The 22,480-nt window shown below is 51.9% G+C and carries 17 protein-coding genes; 9 read left to right on the top strand and 8 right to left on the bottom strand.

What is annotated here, in order from left to right:
- Nucleotides 1-95 precede the first annotated feature (95 nt).
- Nucleotides 96-458: a YibL family ribosome-associated protein gene (locus tag B4923_RS10690; protein ID WP_109054352.1), complete on the top strand. Its 363-nt coding sequence runs from the start codon at nt 96-98 to the stop codon at nt 456-458.
- A 145-nt stretch (nt 459-603) separates the two neighbouring features.
- On the opposite strand, the gene B4923_RS10685 is transcribed toward B4923_RS10690, so the two are convergent.
- From B4923_RS10685 to fdhD, 3 genes are all read right to left on the bottom strand, one after another.
- Nucleotides 604-2,496, bottom strand: a complete 1,893-nt coding sequence (locus tag B4923_RS10685; RefSeq protein WP_109054351.1) for a methyl-accepting chemotaxis protein — start codon at nt 2,494-2,496, stop codon at nt 604-606.
- Between the two features lie 350 nt (nt 2,497-2,846).
- The gene (gene sodA / locus B4923_RS10680) at nt 2,847-3,473 is read right to left on the bottom strand and encodes a superoxide dismutase [Mn] (RefSeq protein ID WP_109054350.1); all 627 of its coding nucleotides are present in this window, start codon (nt 3,471-3,473) and stop codon (nt 2,847-2,849) included.
- 502 nt (nt 3,474-3,975) lie between these two features.
- Nucleotides 3,976-4,821, bottom strand: coding sequence for a formate dehydrogenase accessory sulfurtransferase FdhD (gene fdhD, locus B4923_RS10670; protein ID WP_109054348.1), 846 nt, complete (start codon nt 4,819-4,821; stop codon nt 3,976-3,978).
- A gap of 263 nt (nt 4,822-5,084) precedes the next feature.
- Between fdhD and exaC the strand changes: the two genes are divergently transcribed.
- Nucleotides 5,085-6,620 carry an acetaldehyde dehydrogenase ExaC gene (gene exaC / locus B4923_RS10665; protein ID WP_109054347.1) on the top strand — a complete coding sequence of 512 codons (1,536 nt, stop codon included), beginning with the start codon at nt 5,085-5,087 and terminating at the stop codon, nt 6,618-6,620.
- 195 nt (nt 6,621-6,815) lie between these two features.
- Nucleotides 6,816-7,808 (top strand): acyltransferase, encoded by a 993-nt coding sequence (locus tag B4923_RS10660; RefSeq protein WP_109054346.1) that lies wholly within the window; start codon nt 6,816-6,818, stop codon nt 7,806-7,808.
- Nucleotides 7,809-7,831: 23 nt separating this feature from the next.
- Here the strand turns inward: B4923_RS10660 and xylB are convergent, their stop codons facing one another.
- Nucleotides 7,832-9,289 (bottom strand): xylulokinase, encoded by a 1,458-nt coding sequence (gene xylB / locus B4923_RS10655; protein ID WP_109054345.1) that lies wholly within the window; start codon nt 9,287-9,289, stop codon nt 7,832-7,834.
- A gap of 159 nt (nt 9,290-9,448) precedes the next feature.
- Nucleotides 9,449-10,768, bottom strand: coding sequence for a xylose isomerase (gene xylA / locus B4923_RS10650; RefSeq protein ID WP_109054344.1), 1,320 nt, complete (start codon nt 10,766-10,768; stop codon nt 9,449-9,451).
- 353 nt (nt 10,769-11,121) lie between these two features.
- On the opposite strand from xylA, the gene xylF reads away from it, so the two are divergent.
- From xylF to xylR, 4 genes are all read left to right on the top strand, one after another.
- Nucleotides 11,122-12,117, top strand: coding sequence for a D-xylose ABC transporter substrate-binding protein (xylF, locus tag B4923_RS10645; protein WP_109054343.1), 996 nt, complete (start codon nt 11,122-11,124; stop codon nt 12,115-12,117).
- A 93-nt stretch (nt 12,118-12,210) separates the two neighbouring features.
- Nucleotides 12,211-13,752, top strand: a complete 1,542-nt coding sequence (locus B4923_RS10640; RefSeq protein WP_109054342.1) for a xylose ABC transporter ATP-binding protein — start codon at nt 12,211-12,213, stop codon at nt 13,750-13,752.
- On the top strand, nt 13,745-14,914 hold the full coding sequence (gene xylH, locus B4923_RS10635) for a xylose ABC transporter permease XylH (protein ID WP_245929558.1): 1,170 nt from the start codon (nt 13,745-13,747) through the stop codon (nt 14,912-14,914). The genes B4923_RS10640 and xylH overlap by 8 nt, the downstream gene beginning before the upstream one ends.
- Before the next feature lie 176 nt (nt 14,915-15,090).
- On the top strand, nt 15,091-16,281 hold the full coding sequence (gene xylR / locus B4923_RS10630; RefSeq protein WP_109054340.1) for a D-xylose utilization transcriptional activator XylR: 1,191 nt from the start codon (nt 15,091-15,093) through the stop codon (nt 16,279-16,281).
- 48 nt (nt 16,282-16,329) lie between these two features.
- Here xylR and B4923_RS10625 read toward each other — a convergent pair whose 3' ends face one another.
- The 3 genes from B4923_RS10625 to dcuC all read right to left on the bottom strand — a co-directional run bounded on the left by B4923_RS10625 (nt 16,330) and on the right by dcuC (nt 19,702).
- Nucleotides 16,330-16,905 (bottom strand): DJ-1/PfpI family protein, encoded by a 576-nt coding sequence (locus B4923_RS10625; protein WP_109054339.1) that lies wholly within the window; start codon nt 16,903-16,905, stop codon nt 16,330-16,332.
- 236 nt (nt 16,906-17,141) lie between these two features.
- Nucleotides 17,142-18,410 (bottom strand): amidohydrolase, encoded by a 1,269-nt coding sequence (locus B4923_RS10620; RefSeq protein ID WP_109054338.1) that lies wholly within the window; start codon nt 18,408-18,410, stop codon nt 17,142-17,144.
- A 14-nt stretch (nt 18,411-18,424) separates the two neighbouring features.
- On the bottom strand, nt 18,425-19,702 hold the full coding sequence (dcuC, locus tag B4923_RS10615; protein ID WP_211313944.1) for a C4-dicarboxylate transporter DcuC: 1,278 nt from the start codon (nt 19,700-19,702) through the stop codon (nt 18,425-18,427).
- Nucleotides 19,703-19,822: 120 nt separating this feature from the next.
- On the opposite strand from dcuC, the gene B4923_RS10610 reads away from it, so the two are divergent.
- Nucleotides 19,823-20,755 (top strand): LysR substrate-binding domain-containing protein, encoded by a 933-nt coding sequence (locus tag B4923_RS10610; RefSeq protein ID WP_109054336.1) that lies wholly within the window; start codon nt 19,823-19,825, stop codon nt 20,753-20,755.
- A 242-nt stretch (nt 20,756-20,997) separates the two neighbouring features.
- On the top strand, nt 20,998-22,344 hold the full coding sequence (argG, locus tag B4923_RS10605; protein ID WP_109054335.1) for an argininosuccinate synthase: 1,347 nt from the start codon (nt 20,998-21,000) through the stop codon (nt 22,342-22,344).
- The last annotated feature ends 136 nt before the right edge of the window (nt 22,345-22,480 follow it).

Genomic DNA, 22,480 nt, shown 5'->3' with positions numbered 1-22,480 from the left:
GTGCCCCGCATGATTCTTCAATGATATACCCAAATTAATTGGCGTTGCGGATAAGCGGTAACGTCAGGTAAGAAGGGTCGACAGGTTTATAGGTTATGAAAGAGCAAGAAAAAGCAGAAATTAAACGCCTTAGCGATCAACTGGATGCGTTGACTCGCAAGCAAGCCACGTTGCTTGCCCAGGGGGATGCCGAAGCGATAGCCCTTAATCTGGAGGCATGCGAGACGCTGACGGCAGAAATCGAACGTTTGCGAAGTGTACGAGTTCAGAAGCTCAGCCAGGAAGCGCAGAAACTGTCTCGCTTACCCTTCAGCCGCGCCATCACCAAAAAAGAGCAGGCGAATATGGGCGCGTTGAAGAAAAGCGTCCGCGGGCTGGTGGTCGTGCATCCCATGACGGCGCTGGGCCGTGAAATGGAACTGAAAGAGATGACGGGCTACGCGCCGAAGCCATTTTAAGCGGCCATTTTCCCTGGCGCTTTACGCAATCAATCAACGCTATTGGCGGCTGTGTTGTCTGACAGCAAATGTATTTCGATGCACTTACCTCGGTAAGTGCGCAGCCATAACGAACTGCGCACGAGCATAAATGTATCGTTCCTGATTAGGGTTTGTAGTCCAGTTGCGTTGGCGACTGGGAGAAAGCGATGCCGGCTGGCGTTGATTCATCGCGCGTATTGGATAAACGGAAGACGGAAACCGCCTGCTTCAGCAGTGTCGCCTGTTCTTCCAGCGAGTCGGCCGCCGTCGAGGATTGTTCCACCAGTGCGGCATTTTGCTGGGTCGTGCTGTCCATTTCCACGATAGCCTGATTGACCTGCTCGATACCGCGACTCTGTTCATCGGAGGCGGTAGCAATTTCACCCATAATGTCATGCACTTGAGTGACTGACGTCACGATGTCGCTCATGGTTTTGCCTGCGTTGCTGACCAGCACGGCCCCCTGAGTCACCTGACGGACGGATTCGGCGATCAACCCTTCGATTTCTTTCGCGGCTTGCGAACTGCGTTGGGCCAGATTACGCACTTCGCTGGCCACCACGGCGAATCCCCGGCCCTGTTCGCCCGCGCGAGCGGCTTCTACCGCGGCATTCAGCGCCAGGATATTGGTCTGGAAGGCAATGCTGTTGATTACAGAGGTAATTTCTGCAATGCGTTTGGAGCTGTGCTCAATGTCATTCATGGTTTTCACCACGTTGTTGACTTGTTCACCGCCTTGTTTCGCGGTTTGAGACGCGCTGATGACCAGCTTATTGGCGTGGTGCGCGTTATCGGCGTTCTGTTTCACCGTGGCCGTCAACTCTTCCATACTGGCCGCCGTTTGCTCGACCGCCGCCGCCTGTTGCTCGGTGCGTGAAGACAGATCGGTATTACCCGCCACGATTTCGCCTGATGCGGTCGAGATCTGGCTGACGCCGATACGGATTTCATCGATCATGTTATGCAGATTGTCATTCATTTTCGCCATGCTGCTCATCAACTGGCCCAGTTCATCACGGCGAGCGGTCTTGATGGACATAGTGAGATCGCCGGTGGCGATGCGTTCGGCCATATCCAGCGTTTGATGCAGCGGCGTCGTAATTTGGCGGGAAATAAACCAGGAAATCAGCAGCCCAAGCACCAGCGTAATCAGCGTGGTGATGACCATTTGAATTTCGGAAGAACGAATATCCTGCTGAGTGGACTGTAGCTGGTTGTCGAGCAACGTTTCGATCGCGTCGTTCATCTGGTCGGCGATGGTTCCCATCTGCCGGGCTAACGCCACTTCTTCCTCATAGGCAGGCATATACGCCAACGCCCGTTCTTCATAAGTGTTCATGATGCTGAGTACCGGATTAAGAATTTCCTGTTGCTCAGCTGGCAGGTTTTGATACAGAGCGCTCAGCGTCTTTTGTGCATCATCGATCGCGTTCTTCAGATCGCTTTCCGCTTCTCTATCACGGGAAAGAAGAATGCCACGCACATGGTAGCGAATAGCGGTCAATTTCTGGTTGAGTTCGGAAAACTGTAGTTGAAGCGCAAAGTTATACTCATCAGCCTTTAACTGATCATCGAGTTGTTGTAAATATTTTCCTGCTTCCGAGAGGTTCCAGCTTTTGCGGATATCATCTTTTTTATTGATGGCCGCAATGTAGCTTTGCTGAATTTTCTGATATTCGGCAACGGCGGTGGTAATTTGAGAAAGCATCGCGGTGTCATTTCCCCACCAGTCCCATTGCTTTGACTCAGACACCAACTGATTCATGTTATTGATGTGAAGGATATTTTTTTGCATATCTTCAGACTGGTAACTGGCACTATATAGCGCCCGGTAATATTTGGCCTGATTGATTTCTTCACGGATATTGTTGCTTAAATTGGTTTTATCAATACTTTGCTTTAATTCCTCTATGTGTATGACGCCCGCGCCGGCAATGATCGCCGTCATTATTAAGATCAGAAAGAAACCTAATCCTAGTTTTTTACCTACTTTGATATTTTCGAATTTTATCGCCATTCCATTTCTTCCAATCTTTTATGATTTGAATTACCTACTCGGGTGACGCCTGCATTGCGAGTGGTATTGGCACCGTGAGATTGTCGTTTGCTGAAGGATATCTTCACAAAAATCACACGATGGAATTGCACATGAGTTATCGGCAACTTGTATGAAAACTTTATATATACGTGGCGATTAAATAGTTAAAGAAGTGGGAGATAAGAAAGGATTTGTGACGCCGGTAAATAAAAAACCGGAATAACAGTAAGTTATCCCGGTTTATGTCATCAATGGATGTTCCTTTTATCTTTCAGGTTGCCGCCTTCCTGCAACTCGAATTTACAGAATCCTTGATGTCGCGAAAAAGATTATTTTTTCGCTTGCGCAAAACGGCTTGCCGCTTCGTCCCAGTTCACCACGTTCCAGAATGCCTTGATGTAATCCGGACGGCGGTTCTGGTATTTCAGATAGTAAGCGTGTTCCCACACGTCCAGGCCAACGATTGGGTAGCCGGACGCGCCAGAAATCGCTTCACCCATCAGCGGGCTGTCCTGGTTTGCGGTAGAAACCACCGCCAGTTTGCCGTCATCTTTCAGCACCAGCCAGGCCCAGCCAGAACCGAAACGGGTTGCCGCCGCTTGCTCAAATTTTTCTTTGAAAGCGTCAACGCTGCCAAAATCGCGTTCGATTGCGGCTTTCAGGTCGCCAGCCAGTGTCGTACCCAGCTTCAGGCCCTTCCAGAACAGACTGTGGTTTGCGTGACCGCCCGCGTTGTTACGCAAAACGGTTTTTTTCTCTGCCGGCACTTTGTCCAACTGAGCGATCAGCGCTTCAGCTGACAGGCTGGCAAACTCAGGCAGAGATTCCAGCGCTGCATTTGCATTATTGACGTAAGTCTGGTGGTGTTTGGTGTGATGGATTTCCATCGTTTGCTTGTCGAAATGGGGTTCCAGCGCGTCATAAGCATAAGGCAGGGATGGCAGTGAATAACTCATGTTTAGCATCTCCATGGTTGTAGTACTGAAAGTGGTAGTACCGAAAAAGCGTTGTCGTACTGAAAAACACGATTTAAGTACGCCATATTCTCGTACCTATTACGGCGCCCTTTTTTGTTAGCACCGCGTAAGCATTACGTTCATTATAGTTAATTAAATGATATTGAAAATGATTATTCTCGCTCCGGCGTCAAAGGCGAGACGGTTTTAGCCCTGTATAACAGGCGCTTATGTCATTATTTCTCGGGTTAAAAACAAATTGGTCTATACCCGTCATACTTCAAGTTGCATGTGCGTTGGCTGCGCTCAGTCACCCGAATCACTTACCTGAATAAGCTCATCGGGATTAATGAGAGACATCCTGTCTCTCACTGAAGGCCAGCCGTTGGCTGTTCAAATTCGTTCCCGCCGAATTTGTCCTTCCCTTGCCGCCTTCCTGCAACTCGAATTATTTAGGGTATATACCCGTCATCGTTCAAGTCGCAGGTGCGTTTTTTATCTGTCATTCGCGCAACCGTTGAGGGTGGGTATAAATAGTGGAACGGCCCGGTCGACTGAAGCCTGCCAGCGTCAGGTTACAGCGTTCGGCAACCTCAACGGCCAGTGACGTGGCGGCGGACACCGCAAACAGGATCTCTACTCCGCACATGGCGGATTTCTGCACCATTTCATAACTCGCCCGGCTGGAAACCAGCACCGCTCCCTGCCGCCATGGTTGTTTTGCCCGCATGCCAAGCAGTTTATCCAACGCCACATGACGGCCAACGTCTTCACAGCCCCCTTGTAGCGTGCCATCCGGTGTAATCCAGGCGGCGGCATGCGTACAGCCGGTCAACTGCCCTATCTGCTGTACGTTTTTAAGCTGTGCCAGCGCGGTATCAAGGTGACTGAGCGAGAACGTTTGGGTAAACGGCAACGGTGCGACGGGTTTGCCAATTTCGGACAGCTGCTCCACGCCACAGACGCCGCAGCCTGTGCGTCCATCCATTGCCCGGCGGCGTGCTTTCAATCCGGCAAAACGACGGCTCGACAGTTCGATTTGCACTTCGATACCGTTGCACACCGGCAGAACGTCCATCCCATAGATATCTTGTGGCGACGCAATGATGCCTTCCGACAGAGAGAACCCCAGCGCGAACTGTTCCAAATCCTTCGGCGACGCCATCATGACAACATGTGAAATGCCGTTGTAAACCAGCGCGACCGGCACTTCTTCTGCCAGCCAATCGCTCTGCGTCAGTGACAGTGAGCTTTGATGGCGCACGGTGCGCGGCGATACACCGACAGGGACGGTAACCGCTGATGGATGGAGGTTTTTCACCTGACGTACCCGTAAGTTAGCAACCATAAACTATGGAGGGCATTATTTCACCACCGACTGATGGATGCGAGCTTTTCTCCCTGAACGGTGAGCGCCTCCGCAAGGTCATGTATGTTCATGGCGGTACAAATGATAAATTGTGCGTTAACTCGAAGAGTTATCATTCTCCTCGGTTTCTGCCTGTCGGAAACGTAAATCTCTGTGTACGCTTTATTCAACGAATTTCTTCATATTGCCTCTATTTTCACTGCGGCACGGCCGCGCATTTGGACAGCGAAAAGGAGACTGAAATGACACAAGACACCTCTACAGGCCGATTGACATCCGGCGAGTATGGTTCTCTCAATCTGAAAAAACGCTATGACAACTTTATCGGCGGCGCCTGGGTACCCCCTGACGGCGGTCAGTATTTTGTTAACCTGACGCCCATCACCGGTCAGCCTTTATGTGAAGTGGCCAGTTCGACCTCTCGTGACGTTGACTATGCGCTGGATGCTGCCCATAAGGCTAAAGTGGAATGGGGCGCAATGTCTGTGCAAGAGCGGTCGTTAATCCTCAACCGCATTGCTGACCGGATGGAGCAGAACCTTGACCTGCTGGCCAATGTGGAATCCTGGGATAATGGCAAACCCATTCGTGAAACCAGCGGTGCGGATGTCCCTCTGGCTATTGACCACTTTCGTTATTTTGCCGCCTGCATCCGTTCGCAGGAAGGCGCAATCAGTGAAATTGACGGCGATACCGTGGCCTACCATTTCCACGAGCCGCTCGGTGTGGTGGGGCAGATCATTCCCTGGAATTTCCCGCTGTTGATGGCCTGCTGGAAAATGGCGCCGGCGCTGGCCGCAGGAAACTGTATCGTGCTGAAACCGGCCAAGCTGACGCCGATGTCGGTGTTGATCCTGATGGAGCTGATTCAGGATATCCTGCCGCCGGGAGTGATTAACGTCGTTAACGGTTCAGGTAGTGAAATCGGTGAATATCTGGCGACCTCGAAGCGTATCGCCAAAGTGGCGTTTACCGGATCAACAGAAGTGGGCCAGCAAATCATGGGCTATGCCGCGCAGAACGTGACGCCGGTGACGCTGGAACTGGGAGGCAAATCGCCGAATATTTTCTTTGCTGATGTGATGGATAAAGAGGACAGCTTTTTTGACAAAGTGCTGGAAGGGTTCACGCTGTTTGCCTTCAATCAGGGGGAAGTCTGTACCTGTCCGAGCCGGGCGCTGGTGCAGGAATCGATTTACGATCGCTTTATGGAGCGCGCGATCAAGCGCGTCGAATCTATCCGCGTCGGTCATCCGCTGGACAGCAAAACCATGATGGGGGCGCAGGTATCTTCCGGTCAGTTGGATACCATTCTGAACTATATCGACATCGGCAAGAAAGAGGGGGCCCGCGTTCTGACGGGCGGTCGCCGTAAAGAGATGCCGGGGGATCTGGCTCAGGGTTATTATCTGGAGCCCACCATTCTGTTTGGTAAAAACAGCATGCGCGTTTTCCAGGAGGAAATCTTCGGACCCGTGCTGGCGGTGACGACCTTTAAAACGATGGAGGATGCGTTGGAGATTGCCAACGACACCGAATATGGATTAGGCGCGGGCGTGTGGAGCCGCAACGGTAATATTGCGTATCGCATGGGGCGTGGCATCCAGGCCGGACGCGTCTGGACCAACTGTTATCACGCTTACCCGGCCCACGCGGCGTTTGGCGGCTACAAACAATCGGGTATTGGACGTGAAAACCACAAAATGATGCTGGAACATTATCAACAGACCAAATGCCTGCTGGTAAGCTATTCCGACAAACCTTTGGGCTTGTTCTGATATCCGTTCCTTACCCCGTTCGGACTTGCTCCCTCCTCTGTGAAGGGGAGGGTTGGGGTTAATATTTGTAAACCCCCACCCAACCTCTCCCGGTCTGGGGGAGTAGCTTCTCTCGGATTAACCCGATTGTTGATTGTGTCAACATGGAACAAGCACTACTCTGTTGAATAGGCATCATATTTTAAGAGGCTGTGCATGACCGACAAGATCGGCTGGATTGATAATTTACGGGCAGTGGCCTGTATGATGGTCGTTCTCATTCACAGCACAACGTACCCGATTACCGCAGGGGGAACACCGGGTGAAGCGCATTGGGATGTGGCGAATATCCTTAATTCGGCTTCCCGTGTTTGTGTGCCGCTGTTTTTCATGATTTCCGGCTATTTGTTTTTTGGTGAACGCAACGCACAGAAAAAACACTTCCTGAGAATAAGTCTGTGTATTCTATTTTATAGCGCGGTCGCATTGATTTATATTTCGACGCTGACGCCTATTAATGGCCTGAATTCACTGCATCATGCTTTACAGAAACCGGTTTTTTATCACTTATGGTTTTTCTATGCCATTGTCGTGATTTATCTTTTTTCTCCGTTGATTAATATCGGACCGGTTTCCGGGAAGTATTTGCTGATATTTATTGCTCTGCTGGCGGTTATTGCCAATCCGAACACGGGGCGTGTTGAATTTGCCGGGTTTACGTTACTGCCAGTCAATCTCTATATTTATGGCGATACCTTTTATTACTTGCTATATGCCATGCTCGGGCGTGCGCTGGGCCTGCTGGATATGCCACGGAAAGCGGCGCTTGCGGCAATACCGTTATTTATTTTCTGCATAGTGATAGTGGCGTTGGGAACTAAATACCATACGTTGCGAAACGATAATTTTACCCAGACTTTTTATATTTATTGTGGTCCGCTGGTATTTCTGGCGGCGGTCAGCCTGCTGGTGATCGTTAAACATTATCTGAATCATCGGGTGTTGCCGGGATTCGCCTTTATATCGCGCCATTCATTGGCGATTTATGGCTTTCACGCGCTGATTATTCACTATATGCGTTCGCACGATCTGGATTTCTCCTCTCGTCCTGTGTTGGATATTTTCTATATTTTTACGATCGCGTTGCTGGGCAGCCTGTTACTGTCGATGGCGTTACAGAAGCTGGATACGCGGCGTCTGGTTTCCTGAGGCTGCGTATCTTGCGCCAAATCTTACATGAGTGGACTAAGCTGCTGATAAAGCGCTTTGAATGTACGTCGTTGCTCCGCATAGGCCGCATGGCGCCGTTCATCCGGCAGGTGTACCTGCTCCAGGGGCAGCGGTGGCAACAGCTCGGATAATGATGCATCGGGATTGATGGCGATCTGCGCGAGACGTGCGGCCCCCAGCGCCGGACCAACATCTCCCCCGGTGCGGTATTCCAGCGTCTGTCCGCTGATATCGGCCAGCATCTGTCGCCAGTGGGGACTGCGGGCGCCACCGCCAATCAGCGTGATGCTGCTGGGTTTCAGCCCCGTCATATGCAATGCGTCCATACCGTCGGCAAGGGCAAAGCCGACGCCTTCCAGTACCGCGCGCGCCAGCTCCGCCCGACCATGTTGATGGGTCAGCCCCCAGAACGCACCTTTGGCATTGGGGTTATTGTGCGGCGTCCGCTCGCCGGAAAGATAAGGCAAAAACCATATCGGCGTGACCGTTTCATCGTTGGGGGTTTGTACGACTTCTTGCAAAAGCGACGCGACACTTTCGGCATGGGTCAGATGAGCGACCCAATCAAGACATGAGGCGGCGCTCAGCATGACGGACATCAAGTGCCAGGTGTCAGGCAGGGCGTGGCAGAAGCTGTGTACGGCATGCTGTGGATTACTGAGAAAGCCATCGCTGACGGCAAAGTAAACGCCGGATGTGCCGAGAGATAGCATTGCCTGCCCTGCCTGATAGAGCCCGACGCCGATTGCGCCTGCTGCGTTATCGCCGCCGCCTGCAATAACCGGGACTGCCGACATTCCCCAGCGTTTGGCCATTTCTGGCCGCAGATAGCCGGTTATCTGGTTCCCTTCGAACAGGTCGGGCATATGCCGACGATTCAGAGAACAGGCATCCAGCAGGGTTTCGCTCCAGTCCCGTTTTGCCACATCCAGCCATAGCGTACCGGCTGCATCGGACATATCGCTGGCAAACTCGCCTGTCAGGCGCCAGCGTAGATAGTCTTTTGGCAACAAGACCTTATCAATCCGGCGAAAAATATCGGCCTCATTCTCCTGTACCCACTTCAGCTTGGGTGCGGTGAAGCCTGGCATCATCAGGTTGCCGGTGATCTGCCGTGCGGTGGGCACCCGTTGTTCCAGCGCCTGGCATTGGGCCGCGCTACGTCCGTCATTCCAGAGAATGGCTGGACGCAACACGCGCTGATGAGCATCCAGCAGAGTCGCGCCATGCATTTGCCCGGTCAGACCCAGCGCTTTGACGGCGTGAAGATCGTGCTGTGCTGCAAGTGCGTCCAATGTACTTTCGGTGGCTTGCCACCATGACTCGGGTGACTGTTCAGACCATAAAAGATGCGGGCGGGAAACGGTCAAGGGGGCGCTGTGGCTGGCAACAACCTGCCCGGTTTCATTCAGTAGAATCGTTTTGACACCCGAGGTGCCAAGGTCGATACCGATGTACATAGAAGCCTCTTGGTGTATTCAGCGACAAGATTAAACAGGATGAGTATCGCGCTTCGCGTCTGCTGCGCAAGGCCGGAATTTCCCGCGCAGCGGGCGGCCATCGGAAGCCGATCCCTGCCTGTTGCCGCAGGGACGATGGAGATGAACGCCCGCCAATGATTACCCAAACAGATGACGGTTGACGATATTTTCCAGCAGTTCCTGATGGCCGCTCTGATGTTGTGGCGCCAACTGATGGCTTTCCGCATAGTGCGCCAGTGATTCCAGCGATGCTTTACCTTGCAGAATCTGTTGACCCAGTTCGCCGTTCCAGCCTGCATAGCGTTTGGCAACCAGTTGATTCAGCGTGTCGTCTTCAATCATGCGCGCCGCGACCTTGAGCGCCAGCGCCATGGTATCCATTGCGCCGATATGCCCATGGAAGAGGTCATAGCGATCGGTGCTTTGACGACGGACTTTGGCATCAAAATTCAAACCGCCGGTGGTGAAACCACCCGCTTTGAGGATCTCATACATAACCAGCGCGTTTTCTTCCACGCTATTGGGGAACTGATCGGTATCCCAACCTAGCTGCGGGTCGCCCCGGTTGGCGTCAACGGAGCCGAAAATACCCAGCGCGATGGCCGTGGCGATTTCATGGTGGAACGAATGACCGGCCAGCGTGGCATGGTTGGCTTCAATGTTGAGCTTGATTTCTTTTTCCAGACCGAACTGCTTCAGAAAACCATAAACTGTCGCGACGTCATAGTCATACTGATGCTTGGTGGGTTCTTGCGGTTTGGGTTCGATCAGCAACGTGCCCTGAAAACCGATTTTATGCTTATGCTCGACGACCATCTGCATGAAACGGCCAATCTGCTCACGTTCCTGACGCAGGTCGGTATTCAGCAGGGTTTCATAGCCTTCGCGGCCGCCCCACAGTACATAGTTTTCTCCTCCCAGTTGTTTAGTGGCGTTCATGGCGCTGAAAACCTGTGTTGCCGCCCAGGCGAAGACGTCGGGATCGGGATTGGTGGCGGCCCCGGCGCCATAGCGGGGGTTCGTGAAGCAGTTCGCGGTTCCCCACAGCAGTTTAACGCCGCTGTTTTGCTGTTTTTCAGCCAGTAAATCGGTGATAACGGCGAAATTACGCCGGTATTCCTGCAAAGAATTGCCTTCGGGCGCGATATCGACATCGTGAAAACAGTAATAAGGCACATTCAGTTTTTGGAGGAATTCAAATGCGATATCGGCTTTGAGTTTTGCCAGCTCCAGCGCGTTCCCCGCCTGTTGCCACGGACGTTCAAACGCGCCGACGCCGAACATATCCGAGCCGTTCCAGCAGAATGTATGCCAGTAAGCCACCGCGAAACGTAAATGATCCGCCATACGTTTACCCAGGATTTCCTGGTCAGGATTGTAGTGGCGGAACGCGAAGGGATTTTCGCTTGCGCTGCCTTCATAACGCACTTTTTCAATCTGTTCAAAATAGGATTGCATCATTGACTCCTTAGAAACCACCCTGACGGAAGAGAAGGGAATTGGAATTAATCTTCGGATTTGATCGGGGTTTACTCAATTACGTTATTTCACACTGAAATTCAGAGAATTATTAAATGTGCGCTGAGTCGCAAAAAAAGATGCGGTTAATTCTGAATGTACTTCGCAAACGTTGAAAATAGAAAAACATCAATCGGCAATAAAACATGACCGCTATCAAAAAAAAGAAATTAAACCAAAAAACATAATTGGAGGATAAAAATCTGCAATTGCTGGGGAAGTGTTTAGCGACAATACTTTGCGGGCTATTGGAGTTTCATGCCCTGCATTTTAAATAAAAAAGGTACTCTACGATGAAAGTTAAACACTTCTTACTGTCAGCCTGTGCCGTACTCGCTCTTGTCAGTCAACCCGGTTTTGCCAAAGAAGTAAAAATAGGGATGGCTATCGATGATTTACGCCTTGAACGCTGGCAAAAAGATCGCGATATCTTTGTTGAACGGGCCAAGTCCAAAGGGGCGAGCGTTTTTGTGCAATCGGCAAATGGCAATGAAGAAACACAGATTTCGCAAATAGAAAATATGATTAACCGCGGTGTGGATGTGCTGGTTATTATTCCTTACAACGGGCAGGTATTAAGTAATGTTATTGCGGAAGCGAAACGTGAAGGAATAAAAGTTCTGGCGTACGATCGCATGATTAACAATGCGGATGTGGATTTTTATATTTCGTTTGATAATGAGAAAGTCGGTGAATTACAGGCGAAATATTTGATTGACAAGATCCCTGAAGGGAATTATTTCCTGATGGGCGGTTCGCCAGTGGATAATAATGCCAAGCTGTTCCGTCAGGGACAAATGAAAGTATTAAAACCGTTGATCGATAATGGAAAAATTAAAATTGTCGGCGACCAGTGGGTTGATGCCTGGTTGGCGGAAAATGCGTTGAAAATTATGGAAAATGCGCTGACGGCAAACAATAACAACATTAACGCGGTGGTCGCCTCAAACGATGCGACGGCGGGGGGCGCTATTCAGGCTCTCGCCGCGCAGGGCTTATCCGGCAAGGTGGCTATTTCCGGGCAGGATGCGGACTTGGCGGCGATAAAACGTATTGTCGCCGGAACGCAAACCATGACGGTGTATAAACCGATTAGCAAACTGGCCAGGGATGCCGCCGATATTGCCGTTACCCTCGGTTCAGGCCAGGCGCCGGAGTCCAACGCCACATTAAACAATGGGCTGAAAGATATCCCGGCCTTTTTATTGACGCCCATTCCGGTGGATAAAGACAACATCGATAGCACGGTCATTGCCGATGACTTCCACAAAAAAGCGGATGTGTACTAACCGTATTATCCACGCACCACGATACAACGTCATGGTGTGTGGCGATGTCCCGCGGCTTCTCAGTCTGAGAATGGTGAATCACGGGGGGTTATGATGCCGTGTCTGTTGGAAATGAAAAACATCACTAAGGCGTTTGGGGCCGTGAAAGCGGTGGACAATGTCAGCCTTACGCTGGAGGCCGGACAGGTGTTATCGCTGTGCGGTGAAAATGGTTCCGGGAAATCCACCCTGATGAAGGTGCTATGCGCCATTTACCCTTATGGCAGTTATAGCGGGCAGATACTTTTTGCCGGCGATGAGCTACGGGCAGGCCATATCCGCGATACGGAGCAGAAGGGCATCGCCATTATTCATCAGGAACTGGCGCTGGTGAAAGAAATGACCGTGCTGGAAAACATCTTTCTGGGCAATGAGTGGTCACGCTTCGGGGTCATGGATTATGACAACATGTATTTGCGCTGCCAGCGTCTGCTGGAACAGGTAAAACTGTCCATCGATCCGAATACCAAAGTTGGCGATTTGGGGCTCGGGCAACAGCAACTGGTGGAAATCGCGAAGGCGCTGAACAAACAGGTGCGTTTGCTGGTGCTCGATGAACCGACCGCTTCGCTGACGGAGCGGGAAACGGCCATTCTGCTCGACATCATTCAGGATCTGCGCGATCACGGTATCGCCTGTATTTACATTTCTCACAAACTCAATGAAGTCAAAGCGATTTCCGATGTGATTTGCGTCATTCGCGATGGCAAACACATTGGTACGCAGTCGGCGTCAACGCTGAGCGAGGATCAGATCATTGCGATGATGGTCGGGCGCGAACTGACGGAGTTGTATCCCAACGAACCCCATGCCATCGGCGAAGAGGTGCTGCGTGTTGAGCACCTGACGGCCTGGCACCCGGTCAACCGTCATATTCGCCGGGTGGACGACGTGTCTTTTTCTCTGCATCAGGGAGAAATTCTAGGCATTGCCGGGCTGGTTGGCTCGGGCCGTACTGAAACCGTGCAGTGTCTGTTCGGCGCTTATCCCGGCCGTTGGGAGGGCGAACTGTTTCTGGGTGGCAAGCGCGTAACGATCAATACCTGTCAGCAGGCGATGAGGCAGGGGATTGCCATGGTGCCGGAGGACCGTAAAAAGGACGGTATCGTGCCGATCATGAGCGTAGCGCACAACATTACGTTGGCCGCCCTCGATCGTTTCGCTGGAGCCTGTTCGGTACTGAATGAGGCGAGCGAACAGGATGTCATCCGGCAGTCGCTGGCGGATCTGAAAGTGAAAACGCCAAGTCCTGAATTGGCCATTGCCAGGTTGAGTGGGGGGAATCAGCAAAAAGCGGTGTTGGCGAAATGTCTGTTACTGAATCCGCGCATCCTGATTCTGGATGAGCCTACTCGCGGTATCGATATCGGCGCCAAATACGAGATCTATAAACTCATCAACGCGCTGGTGAAACAGAAAATAGCCGTCATCGTCATTTCTTCTGAACTGCCTGAAGTCCTGGGATTAAGCGATCGTGTGCTGGTGATGCATCAGGGATGTATCAAAGCGGATTTGGTGAATCGTGATTTAACGCAGGAACAGGTCATGGAAGCTGCACTGAGGAGTGAACATCGTGTTGAAAACATCGCTGTCTGAACAACGAAACGCCGTCGCTGAGCCGAAATCCCTATTGCACCGGTTGAAAAGTATCAATCTTCAGGTCTACGTGATGATTGCGGCTATTATCGCGATTATGCTCTTTTTCACCTATATGACCGACGGCTCCTACCTCAGTGCGCGCAATATTTCCAACCTGCTGCGCCAGACCGCGATTACCGGCATTCTGGCGGTGGGGATGGTATTTGTCATTATTTCGGCGGAAATCGATCTGTCGGTTGGATCAATGATGGGGTTACTCGGCGGCGCGGCGGCGATTTTTGATGTCTGGTTTGGCTGGCCGTTGCCGTTGACCGTTGTAGTGACGTTGGCGCTCGGTCTGCTTCTGGGCGCATGGAACGGCTGGTGGGTGGCGTATCGTAAGGTGCCTTCGTTTATTGTGACGCTGGCGGGCATGTTGGCTTTTCGCGGCATTCTTATCGGTATTACCAACGGCACCACGGTTTCACCCACCAGCGAAGCGATGTCGCAGATTGGTCAAAGCTACCTGCCTTCAGGCGTCGGCTTTACGTTTGGCGCGTTGGGATTGATGGTGTTTATTGCCTGGCAGTGGCGTAGACGCAGCAGTCGGGCACGGCTGGGATTGCCTGTCATGCCGCCTGCCGGGGATGTGGGGCGGCAGACGGTTACTGCCCTGCTGGTGCTGGGCGCGATTTATTTGTTGAACGATTATCGTGGGGTGCCAACGCCGGTGCTGGTCTTAACGCTCCTGATGCTGGGGGGAATTTTTCTGGCTACCCGTACCGCATTCGGCCGCCGTATTTATGCGGTGGGCGGTAATATTGAAGCCGCGCGTTTGTCCGGCGTAAACGTAGAGCGCACCAAGCTGGCGGTGTTTGCCATTAATGGGCTGATGGTCGCGGTCGCCGGGTTGATCCTCAGCTCACGATTGGGTGCCGGGTCCCCCTCTGCTGGCAATATTGCCGAACTGGATGCGATAGCGGCCTGCGTAATCGGCGGGACCAGTCTGGCGGGCGGGATTGGTAGCGTGGCCGGCGCGGTCATGGGGGCGTTTATCATGGCGTCGCTGGATAACGGCATGAGCATGCTGGATGTGCCGACATTCTGGCAATACATCGTAAAAGGCGGCATTTTGCTGCTCGCCGTGTGGATGGATACCGCAACAAAACGCCGGGTGTGAGCGTCCGTCATACTGTGGCGGTGACCAACGGGAAATACGTGGCAGGTCGCAATAATAAGGAAATTATTTTCACCCTCCGGGAGAGCTGTGCTATTCAGGTGAATAGGCTATCGAAGGTTGTGTGATTAGAGGGTTTGTCACTAAAGGGACATCGCCACCAATGAACGTTCACTGCCATGTTTGAAAAACGTTATCGCATTACCCTGTTGTTTAATGCAAACAAGGTGTATGACCGTCAGGTTGTTGAGGGCGTCGGTGAGTATTTGCAGGCTTCTCAATGTGACTGGGACATTTTCATCGAAGAGGATTTTCGTTGCCGTATCGATAACATTAAAGACTGGCTGGGCGATGGCGTGATTGCTGATTTTGACGACCGTGAAATCATGCGGTTGTTGCAGAATGTCCATGTACCGCTGGTGGGCGTCGGAGGGTCTTACCATAATCCGGAGGATTATCCGCCTGTCCATTATATTGCCACGGATAACCATGCGCTGGTGGAAAGTGCGTTTATGCACCTCAAGGAAAAGGGATTAAATCGCTTTGCTTTCTACGGGTTGCCAGCGTCGGTCGGTAAAGGCTGGGCGCAGGAGCGCGAGTATGCGTTCCGGCAGTTGGTTGCGGCCGGGCAATATCGCGGGGTGGTTTATCAGGGAATGGAAACCTCGCCGGATAACTGGCAGTACGCGCAGAACCGGCTGGCTGATTGGGTGCAGGCGTTGCCGCCACAGACGGGCATTATTGCCGTAACCGATTCCCGGGCGCGTCACCTGTTGCAGGTGTGTGAGCATCTGAATATTGCGGTGCCGGAAAAGCTGTGTGTGATAGGCATCGATAATGAAGAACTGATTCGCTATCTTTCCCGGGTGGCGCTGTCGTCGGTGGTGCAGGGAACCCGTCAGATGGGTTATCGTGCGGCGAAATTGCTGCATCAGCTGCTGTTGAATGACCGTGAGCTGCCGCTGCAACGTATTTTGGTGCCCCCGGTCCGGGTGGTTGAGCGCCGTTCGACAGATTACCGTTCGGTGCACGATCCGGCGGTGATTCAGGCAATGCACTTTATTCGTTATCACGCCTGTAAAGGAATTAAAGTCGAGCAGGTGCTGGATGCGGTGGGGATTTCCCGCTCTAATCTGGAAAAACGCTTCAAGGATGAGATCGGCCAGACGATTCATGGGGTGATTCATGCGGAAAAGCTGGATCGCGCGCGGAATTTACTGATTTCGACATCGCTTTCGATTAGTGAAATTTCGCTGATGTGCGGTTACCCGTCGCTGCCTTACTTTTATGCGGTGTTCAAGAAAGGGTATGACATCACGCCGAAAGAGTATCGTGAGCGTTATGGTGAGGCTGGTTATCAGAACGATTAGGACGTTTGCGGGAACATGGCGCGGATAGACCCGCGCCAGAGATAATATTCAGGCCGGGGTGCGCCAGTAATCGTAATCGATATGCTCAACCTGGAAGTTGGCGTTTTCCTTGTCGCCTGTCAGACGTGTGGCGATAGTGAAGGCGAAATCGAACGTCACGCCCAGACCTTTGCCGCTGATCAGGTTGCCATCTTCGACAACCTTTTCATTCACGTAGACGCCGTCGGTGACATCCTGCCATAGCTTGCCTGAGCAAACATAGCGACGGCCTTTAAGCAGTTTATTGCCACCCAGTACGCGAGCAGCGGCGGAACACAGCGGGCAAATCAGTTTGCCCGCTTCATCATGACGACGGATGAAATCAACCACCGCGGGGTTTGCTGCCAGGTTTACCGTTCCCTGTGGGCCTCCGGGGAGGATCACGGCATCGAACAAGACATCCTGATTTCTTTCCAGTAAGGCATCGGCAAACATACGAATATTGTGATAGCTGCGCAGTTCCAGCCTGTCGTGACAAGACAGCATGGTGACTTCCACTTTCATGCGGTGCAGTACATCGATCACCATAATCGCTTCTGCTTCTTCAAAACCAGGTGCCAGCAGAATGGCGACTTTCTTAGACATAACCTCTCCAGCAACATGCAAAGGAAACCATTAACAGCGGGAGGATAGCAAAGATTAACAATGAAACTGAAACGATGTTTTATTATTGTCGGCGATGTCGCGTAAACCGTTTTTGCTGCTTAGCTTGCATAAGAAATCGCGCTATACTCGTCAAATTGGCTGAAAATTACTTAGCTGGTTTGATCGCTATCTTATGCAACATATCCAAGCCTGTTGCATAAGAATAAGAAGCGACTCTACATTTTGCATAACCGTTGGATGCACCCGGCAAACAGCTCGACACCCGTTAGGAGTGATTGCTCGTCGAAATCAAAGTTGGATTGATGGTGTCCCGCGGTAAGATCCGATCCCAGAATAAAATAGAGCGCCTTACCACCTTTGTCTTGTACTCGTCTGGCGAGGATAGTGGCGTCTTCACTGCCGCCAAAGTGGTGTGATACCACCTTCAACGAAGGGTGCTCGGCAATGGCCTGTTTCAACACCTCAATCATTTCTGGATCGTTACGCAGGTCGACGGCTTCGCCTGTAATTTCTGTTTCCAGTCTCAAGTCAAAACTGTGCGCCGCGCCCTGGGCGATACGCATTGCGCGATCGGTCATATAGTCGTTGATCTCTTTGGTCGCGCCCCTTACTTCTATCTGTAGTTCAGCTTTCGCGGGGATCACGTTGCGGCCTTCGCCAGCGCGGATTACGCCAACGTTTATCTGCGACATGCCATCGCCATGTCGGGCGATACCCAACAACTGAATGGTGCAATGGCAGCCGCCTGCCAAGGCGTTATGCCCTTTTTGCGGATCAGCGCCGGCATGAGCCGGTACGCCATAGAAACGAAAATCCAGCTTGGTCGTACAAAGAAAACCCTGCGGATCGACCAAAACTTCATTGCTTTTGGCCACGGTTCCCAGATGTAGGGCCAAAAAATAATCCACATCGTCTAAAATGCCGCTTTCAGCAATGGGCCTGGCCCCCCGAACCCCTTCTTCCGCGGGTTGAAAAATCAGTTTGAAGCGTCCGTTCAGCGTGTTGCGCTGCTGCATCAACCACTGTGCGATACCTAAGCCGATGGCGGTATGTCCATCATGACCACAGGCATGCATTTTTCCCGGATTAACGGAGGCAAATTGCGCCTGATTGGGGATATGGTCGGGAGACGCGGTTTCCTGCACCAATACGCAGTCAATGTCGAAGCGCAAGGCGATGGTCGGACCGGGACGACCGCTGTCCAGCAGCGCCACGCAGCCTGTCAGTCCGTCCATTTCCGCCAGCAGCGTAGGGTCAATATTCTGGGCATACGCGGCGGCGAGGCCCTTTTCCACCACGTTATCGTTTCTGCCCCGGATGAATTGTTCATTGATATTTTTTTTACCCGCTTGCACGCGATAGCCCATCGCGCGCAGACGGGTAATGATTTTTGCTGTAGTCACAAACTCCGACCAGCCTTCTTCGGGGAATTGGTGAAATTCTCTACGCCAGTCGATTAACTGTTGTAACGTGATGTCTTTCATTTTTTGCACCTTAATTACAGGAAGAAAAGCGCCACGACGATGACCGCGACGATCATCCCCGGGGCGGTTCTTTTTATCATGTCGACCGGATTCACCCCGGCCAAACCCGCACAGACGATCGCCGCGCCGGCCAGCGGAGACATATTGCGGCCAAGACAGGCCGCCAGCATGACGCCGACGCCCAGATTGGGAATTTCATACCCGAAAGAACCGGCATGTGGGGTGACCGCTTCATTAAATGCGAAGGCGGTGGCATCCCCGGTGCCGGTGATCAATCCCATCATGAACGGGCCAATGGTGCCGCCCCAGCGGGCAAACTCAGGATATTGAGTTAACAGCGTGATAAAACTTTTGATAATGCCGCAGGCTTGCAGACCTTCAATAAACACCGCGGCGGCGATGATGATGCCGAGAATGTTGGCATAGGCGGAACCCATGCCGTTGAAGAATTCTTTTGTTAATTGACTGGCGCTGGAGCGGGTAATGAATAAGGCATAAATCGAGCCGATTAACATTGCCGCAGGGACGTTCATTTCGGTTTTACCCAACCATCCCGCATTGGAAAAAACCAGTAATAGCACCGGAATAAAGGGAGCTAACGCATGCAGATAATGAGGTTTTTCATCGGGCGGGTTTTCCGTATCAACGGTCGCCGTCGCCGATATATCCTGTCCGGCCTGATAATTTAACTCTTTGCGAACCATCGCAACGATCATCAGGCTGACCGCGCAAATCACCCCGCAGGCGATACTGATGGGGGCGTGGTAGAACACCAGATCCATGACATTCATTTTGGCGATATTGGCAATAAAGGCGTTATGCGCCACGCCGGGATTGAGCACCGCACCCAGCGTGCCGGATAAAACCGCTCCCCCGGCAATCGTCGGATGCACTTTGGCGGCAATCAGCAAGGGGATTAGCGTTGCCCCCACGGCGGCAGAAACCCCGGCAGCCGAGGGGATGGCGATACTGATGACGAATGTGACCATGACGGCCATTGGCACCAGAAAGATCCCTAGCCGGCTGAGTCCTTTCGTTAAAATCTGCACCAGACTGGCATCACACCGGGTATATTTCATTACATATGCAAACCCCATGCTGGCGCAGATAGCCTCAATCAAACCCGCAGTGGTCATCCGCTTGCTGAATGCGGCAAAGGCATCCATGGGTGAAAATGACACCAGGCACAGTAACAGGCCGGAGCCGATGAGCACGGTACGGGTATCGTGCCGTTTTATCAGCAGCCAGAGCGTCGCGAACAAAACCAGGATACCTAAAATGAGCTGTAGCACGGAGTAAGCTCCATCGTAACGGGACAAAATAGCAGGATGGATACTATGTAACATAACCACTTTGATCGTGTGGAGATGATAATAAGTTGTAGGCGATGCCAAAAGTTGATAGAGGCCGTGATGAAGTATTTACCCAAATTACAACAGCTCAGAATTTTTCATGAGATCATTCGATGTGGCAGTATCCGTGCGGCAGCGCGAGCGCTGAATCAATCGCAGCCTGCACTGACCCGCGCGCTACGGGAGTTAGAACAAACGCTGGGCGCGACCCTGCTGATAAGAAGTAATAATGGTATTACGCTAACGGAATCAGGCCGTGCTTTCGCTATACGGATGCGCTTGATCCTGGAAGAGTTGGAACGGGCGGCCGATGAAATTGAACAGATTAATCAGCATTCTCAGGGCGGGGTGGCGTTTGGGATTTCATCGCTGTTGGCTGTGACGATACTATCCTCGGTTCTCAATGACTTTAAAAAAGATCTTCCTCAAGCCAGCGTCGTTATAAAAGAGGCCCAGCTTTCAACCCTGTTGTCTGCGCTACGTGAGGGGCAGCTTGATTTTGCGGTAGGAACAATTGCGCCGACGGTGCCGGTCGCCGAATTTGTCATCGAACCCCTTTTTGTCGCGCCGTTTGGCGTGGCGGCGCGTATTGGGCACCCATTGGCCCACAGCCGTTCTCTGGCGCAGTTGAAAAAGGGGCGCTGGTTTATGCCGGAAACGGATATGGGATATTACCAGCAGATAGAAAAGCAGATTTTGTTTGGCGTTTCCGATGTTTCCCAGGCGCCGGTACGTTCGGATTCCAGTATTTGCGGCTTACAGCTGGTGTTGCGTGAAGACTACCTGACCGTATTGTCGCTGGCGCGGTTGGCGTTGGATGATTTTAATCAGCGATTAGGCGTTATACCCATTGAGGATGCTTTACCTGATGCGGTTTATAGTCTGGTTTATTCTCGTTCTCGTCCATTAACCTGTACGGCGCAGAAAATGCTCGATTTAGTCTGTCGCCATGTACGGTGTTATAATTGGAGACCGGTTCCCCATCATTGTTGAGCGCGAATTTTTTTGCATAAAGTATCACTCTACTCTTCCTGTCCCAGCAAAAAGATGTTTAAATTATCACTCACTTATTTTGCATAAATATGCATTCTTGAGCGTGTTGATTTTGACGATAGTCTTGGCCTGCCTGTTCTGCGATGCGGCAAAGGTATCACCTCTCATCAATGTATTGCGTAACATAATGGTGTGGGCTGCTAAGCTTCTAACCATCGATCTTTCGAGCAGGGATTACATTTATGACAACGATTCTTAAGCATCTTCCAGTTGGTCAGCGTATAGGTATTGCGTTTTCAGGTGGTCTGGATACCAGCGCTGCGCTACTTTGGATGCGTCAGAAAGGCGCGGTTCCTTATGCGTATACCGCAAATCTGGGTCAGCCGGATGAGGATGACTACGAGGAGATCCCACGCCGCGCTATGGAATACGGTGCTGAAAACGCCCGTTTGATCGACTGCCGCAAGCAACTGGTTGCTGAAGGGATTGCCGCGATTCAGTGCGGCGCATTTCACAACACCACGGCGGGCGTGACCTATTTTAATACCACTCCGTTGGGCCGTGCGGTCACCGGTACGATGCTGGTTGCCGCAATGAAAGAAGACGGCGTTAACATCTGGGGTGACGGCAGTACCTATAAAGGTAACGATATCGAGCGTTTCTATCGTTACGGTTTGCTGACCAATGCCGAACTGAAAATCTACAAACCGTGGCTGGATACCGACTTCATTGATGAGTTGGGCGGCCGTCAGGAAATGTCCGAGTTCATGGCGCAGGCCGGTTTCGGTTACAAAATGTCTGCGGAAAAAGCCTATTCCACCGATTCCAATATTCTGGGCGCGACGCATGAGGCCAAGGATCTGGAATATCTGAACTCCAGCGTCAAAATCGTTAACCCGATCATGGGCGTTAAATTCTGGGATGAAAACGTCAAAATCGCCGCGGAAGAAGTCACCATCCGTTTCGAACGCGGTCACCCGGTCGCCTTGAACGGCAAAACCTTTGCCGACGACGTCGAACTGATGCTGGAAGCAAACCGTATTGGCGGACGCCACGGTCTGGGCATGAGCGACCAGATTGAAAACCGTATTATTGAAGCGAAAAGCCGCGGCATCTATGAAGCGCCGGGAATGGCGTTACTGCACATTGCTTACGAGCGTCTGGTAACCGGTATCCATAACGAAGATACCATTGAACAGTATCACGCGCACGGGCGTCAGTTGGGCCGCTTCCTGTATCAGGGACGTTGGTTTGATTCGCAGGCGCTGATGTTGCGTGATGCCTCTCAGCGTTGGATTGCCAGCGCCATCACGGGTGAAGTGACGCTGGAATTGCGTCGCGGCAATGACTACTCCATCATGAATACCGTTTCCGACAATCTGACCTACAAGCCGGAACGTCTGACGATGGAAAAAGGTGACTCGGTGTTCTCGCCGGATGACCGTATCGGTCAGCTGACCATGCGTAATCTGGATATCACCGATACGCGTGAAAAACTGTTCAACTATGTTGAAACCGGTTTGCTGTCTGCGTCTGCCAGTGCGGGTCTGCCGCAGGTTGGTCAGTTGCAGGATAAAACGGAAAAATAATTTTCGATTCCGGCTGTAAAAACGAAAGGCACGACATGGGCGTGCCTTTTTTGCGTCACCGTTATTCCCATAACGCCGCGTGTGGTTGAGTTCACCATTCACATTACGCATCATTACGTTATTCTAATCAACGGGC

Source organism: Brenneria roseae subsp. americana (assembly GCF_003115815.1).
GTDB classification, from domain to species: domain Bacteria; phylum Pseudomonadota; class Gammaproteobacteria; order Enterobacterales; family Enterobacteriaceae; genus Brenneria; species Brenneria roseae.
Note: the sequence above shows the minus strand (reverse complement) of the source record. Positions and strands in the feature narration are given on the sequence as shown.

Coding starts and splice junctions, on each gene's coding strand:
- B4923_RS10690 (WP_109054352.1), top strand. CDS start 96: ATGAAAGAGCAAGAAAAAGCAGAAATTAAACGCCTTAGCGATCAACTG.
- B4923_RS10685 (WP_109054351.1), bottom strand. CDS start 2,496: ATGGCGATAAAATTCGAAAATATCAAAGTAGGTAAAAAACTAGGATTA.
- sodA (WP_109054350.1), bottom strand. CDS start 3,473: ATGAGTTATTCACTGCCATCCCTGCCTTATGCTTATGACGCGCTGGAA.
- fdhD (WP_109054348.1), bottom strand. CDS start 4,821: ATGGTTGCTAACTTACGGGTACGTCAGGTGAAAAACCTCCATCCATCA.
- exaC (WP_109054347.1), top strand. CDS start 5,085: ATGACACAAGACACCTCTACAGGCCGATTGACATCCGGCGAGTATGGT.
- B4923_RS10660 (WP_109054346.1), top strand. CDS start 6,816: ATGACCGACAAGATCGGCTGGATTGATAATTTACGGGCAGTGGCCTGT.
- xylB (WP_109054345.1), bottom strand. CDS start 9,289: ATGTACATCGGTATCGACCTTGGCACCTCGGGTGTCAAAACGATTCTA.
- xylA (WP_109054344.1), bottom strand. CDS start 10,768: ATGCAATCCTATTTTGAACAGATTGAAAAAGTGCGTTATGAAGGCAGC.
- xylF (WP_109054343.1), top strand. CDS start 11,122: ATGAAAGTTAAACACTTCTTACTGTCAGCCTGTGCCGTACTCGCTCTT.
- B4923_RS10640 (WP_109054342.1), top strand. CDS start 12,211: ATGCCGTGTCTGTTGGAAATGAAAAACATCACTAAGGCGTTTGGGGCC.
- xylR (WP_109054340.1), top strand. CDS start 15,091: ATGTTTGAAAAACGTTATCGCATTACCCTGTTGTTTAATGCAAACAAG.
- B4923_RS10625 (WP_109054339.1), bottom strand. CDS start 16,905: ATGTCTAAGAAAGTCGCCATTCTGCTGGCACCTGGTTTTGAAGAAGCA.
- B4923_RS10620 (WP_109054338.1), bottom strand. CDS start 18,410: ATGAAAGACATCACGTTACAACAGTTAATCGACTGGCGTAGAGAATTT.
- B4923_RS10610 (WP_109054336.1), top strand. CDS start 19,823: ATGAAGTATTTACCCAAATTACAACAGCTCAGAATTTTTCATGAGATC.
- argG (WP_109054335.1), top strand. CDS start 20,998: ATGACAACGATTCTTAAGCATCTTCCAGTTGGTCAGCGTATAGGTATT.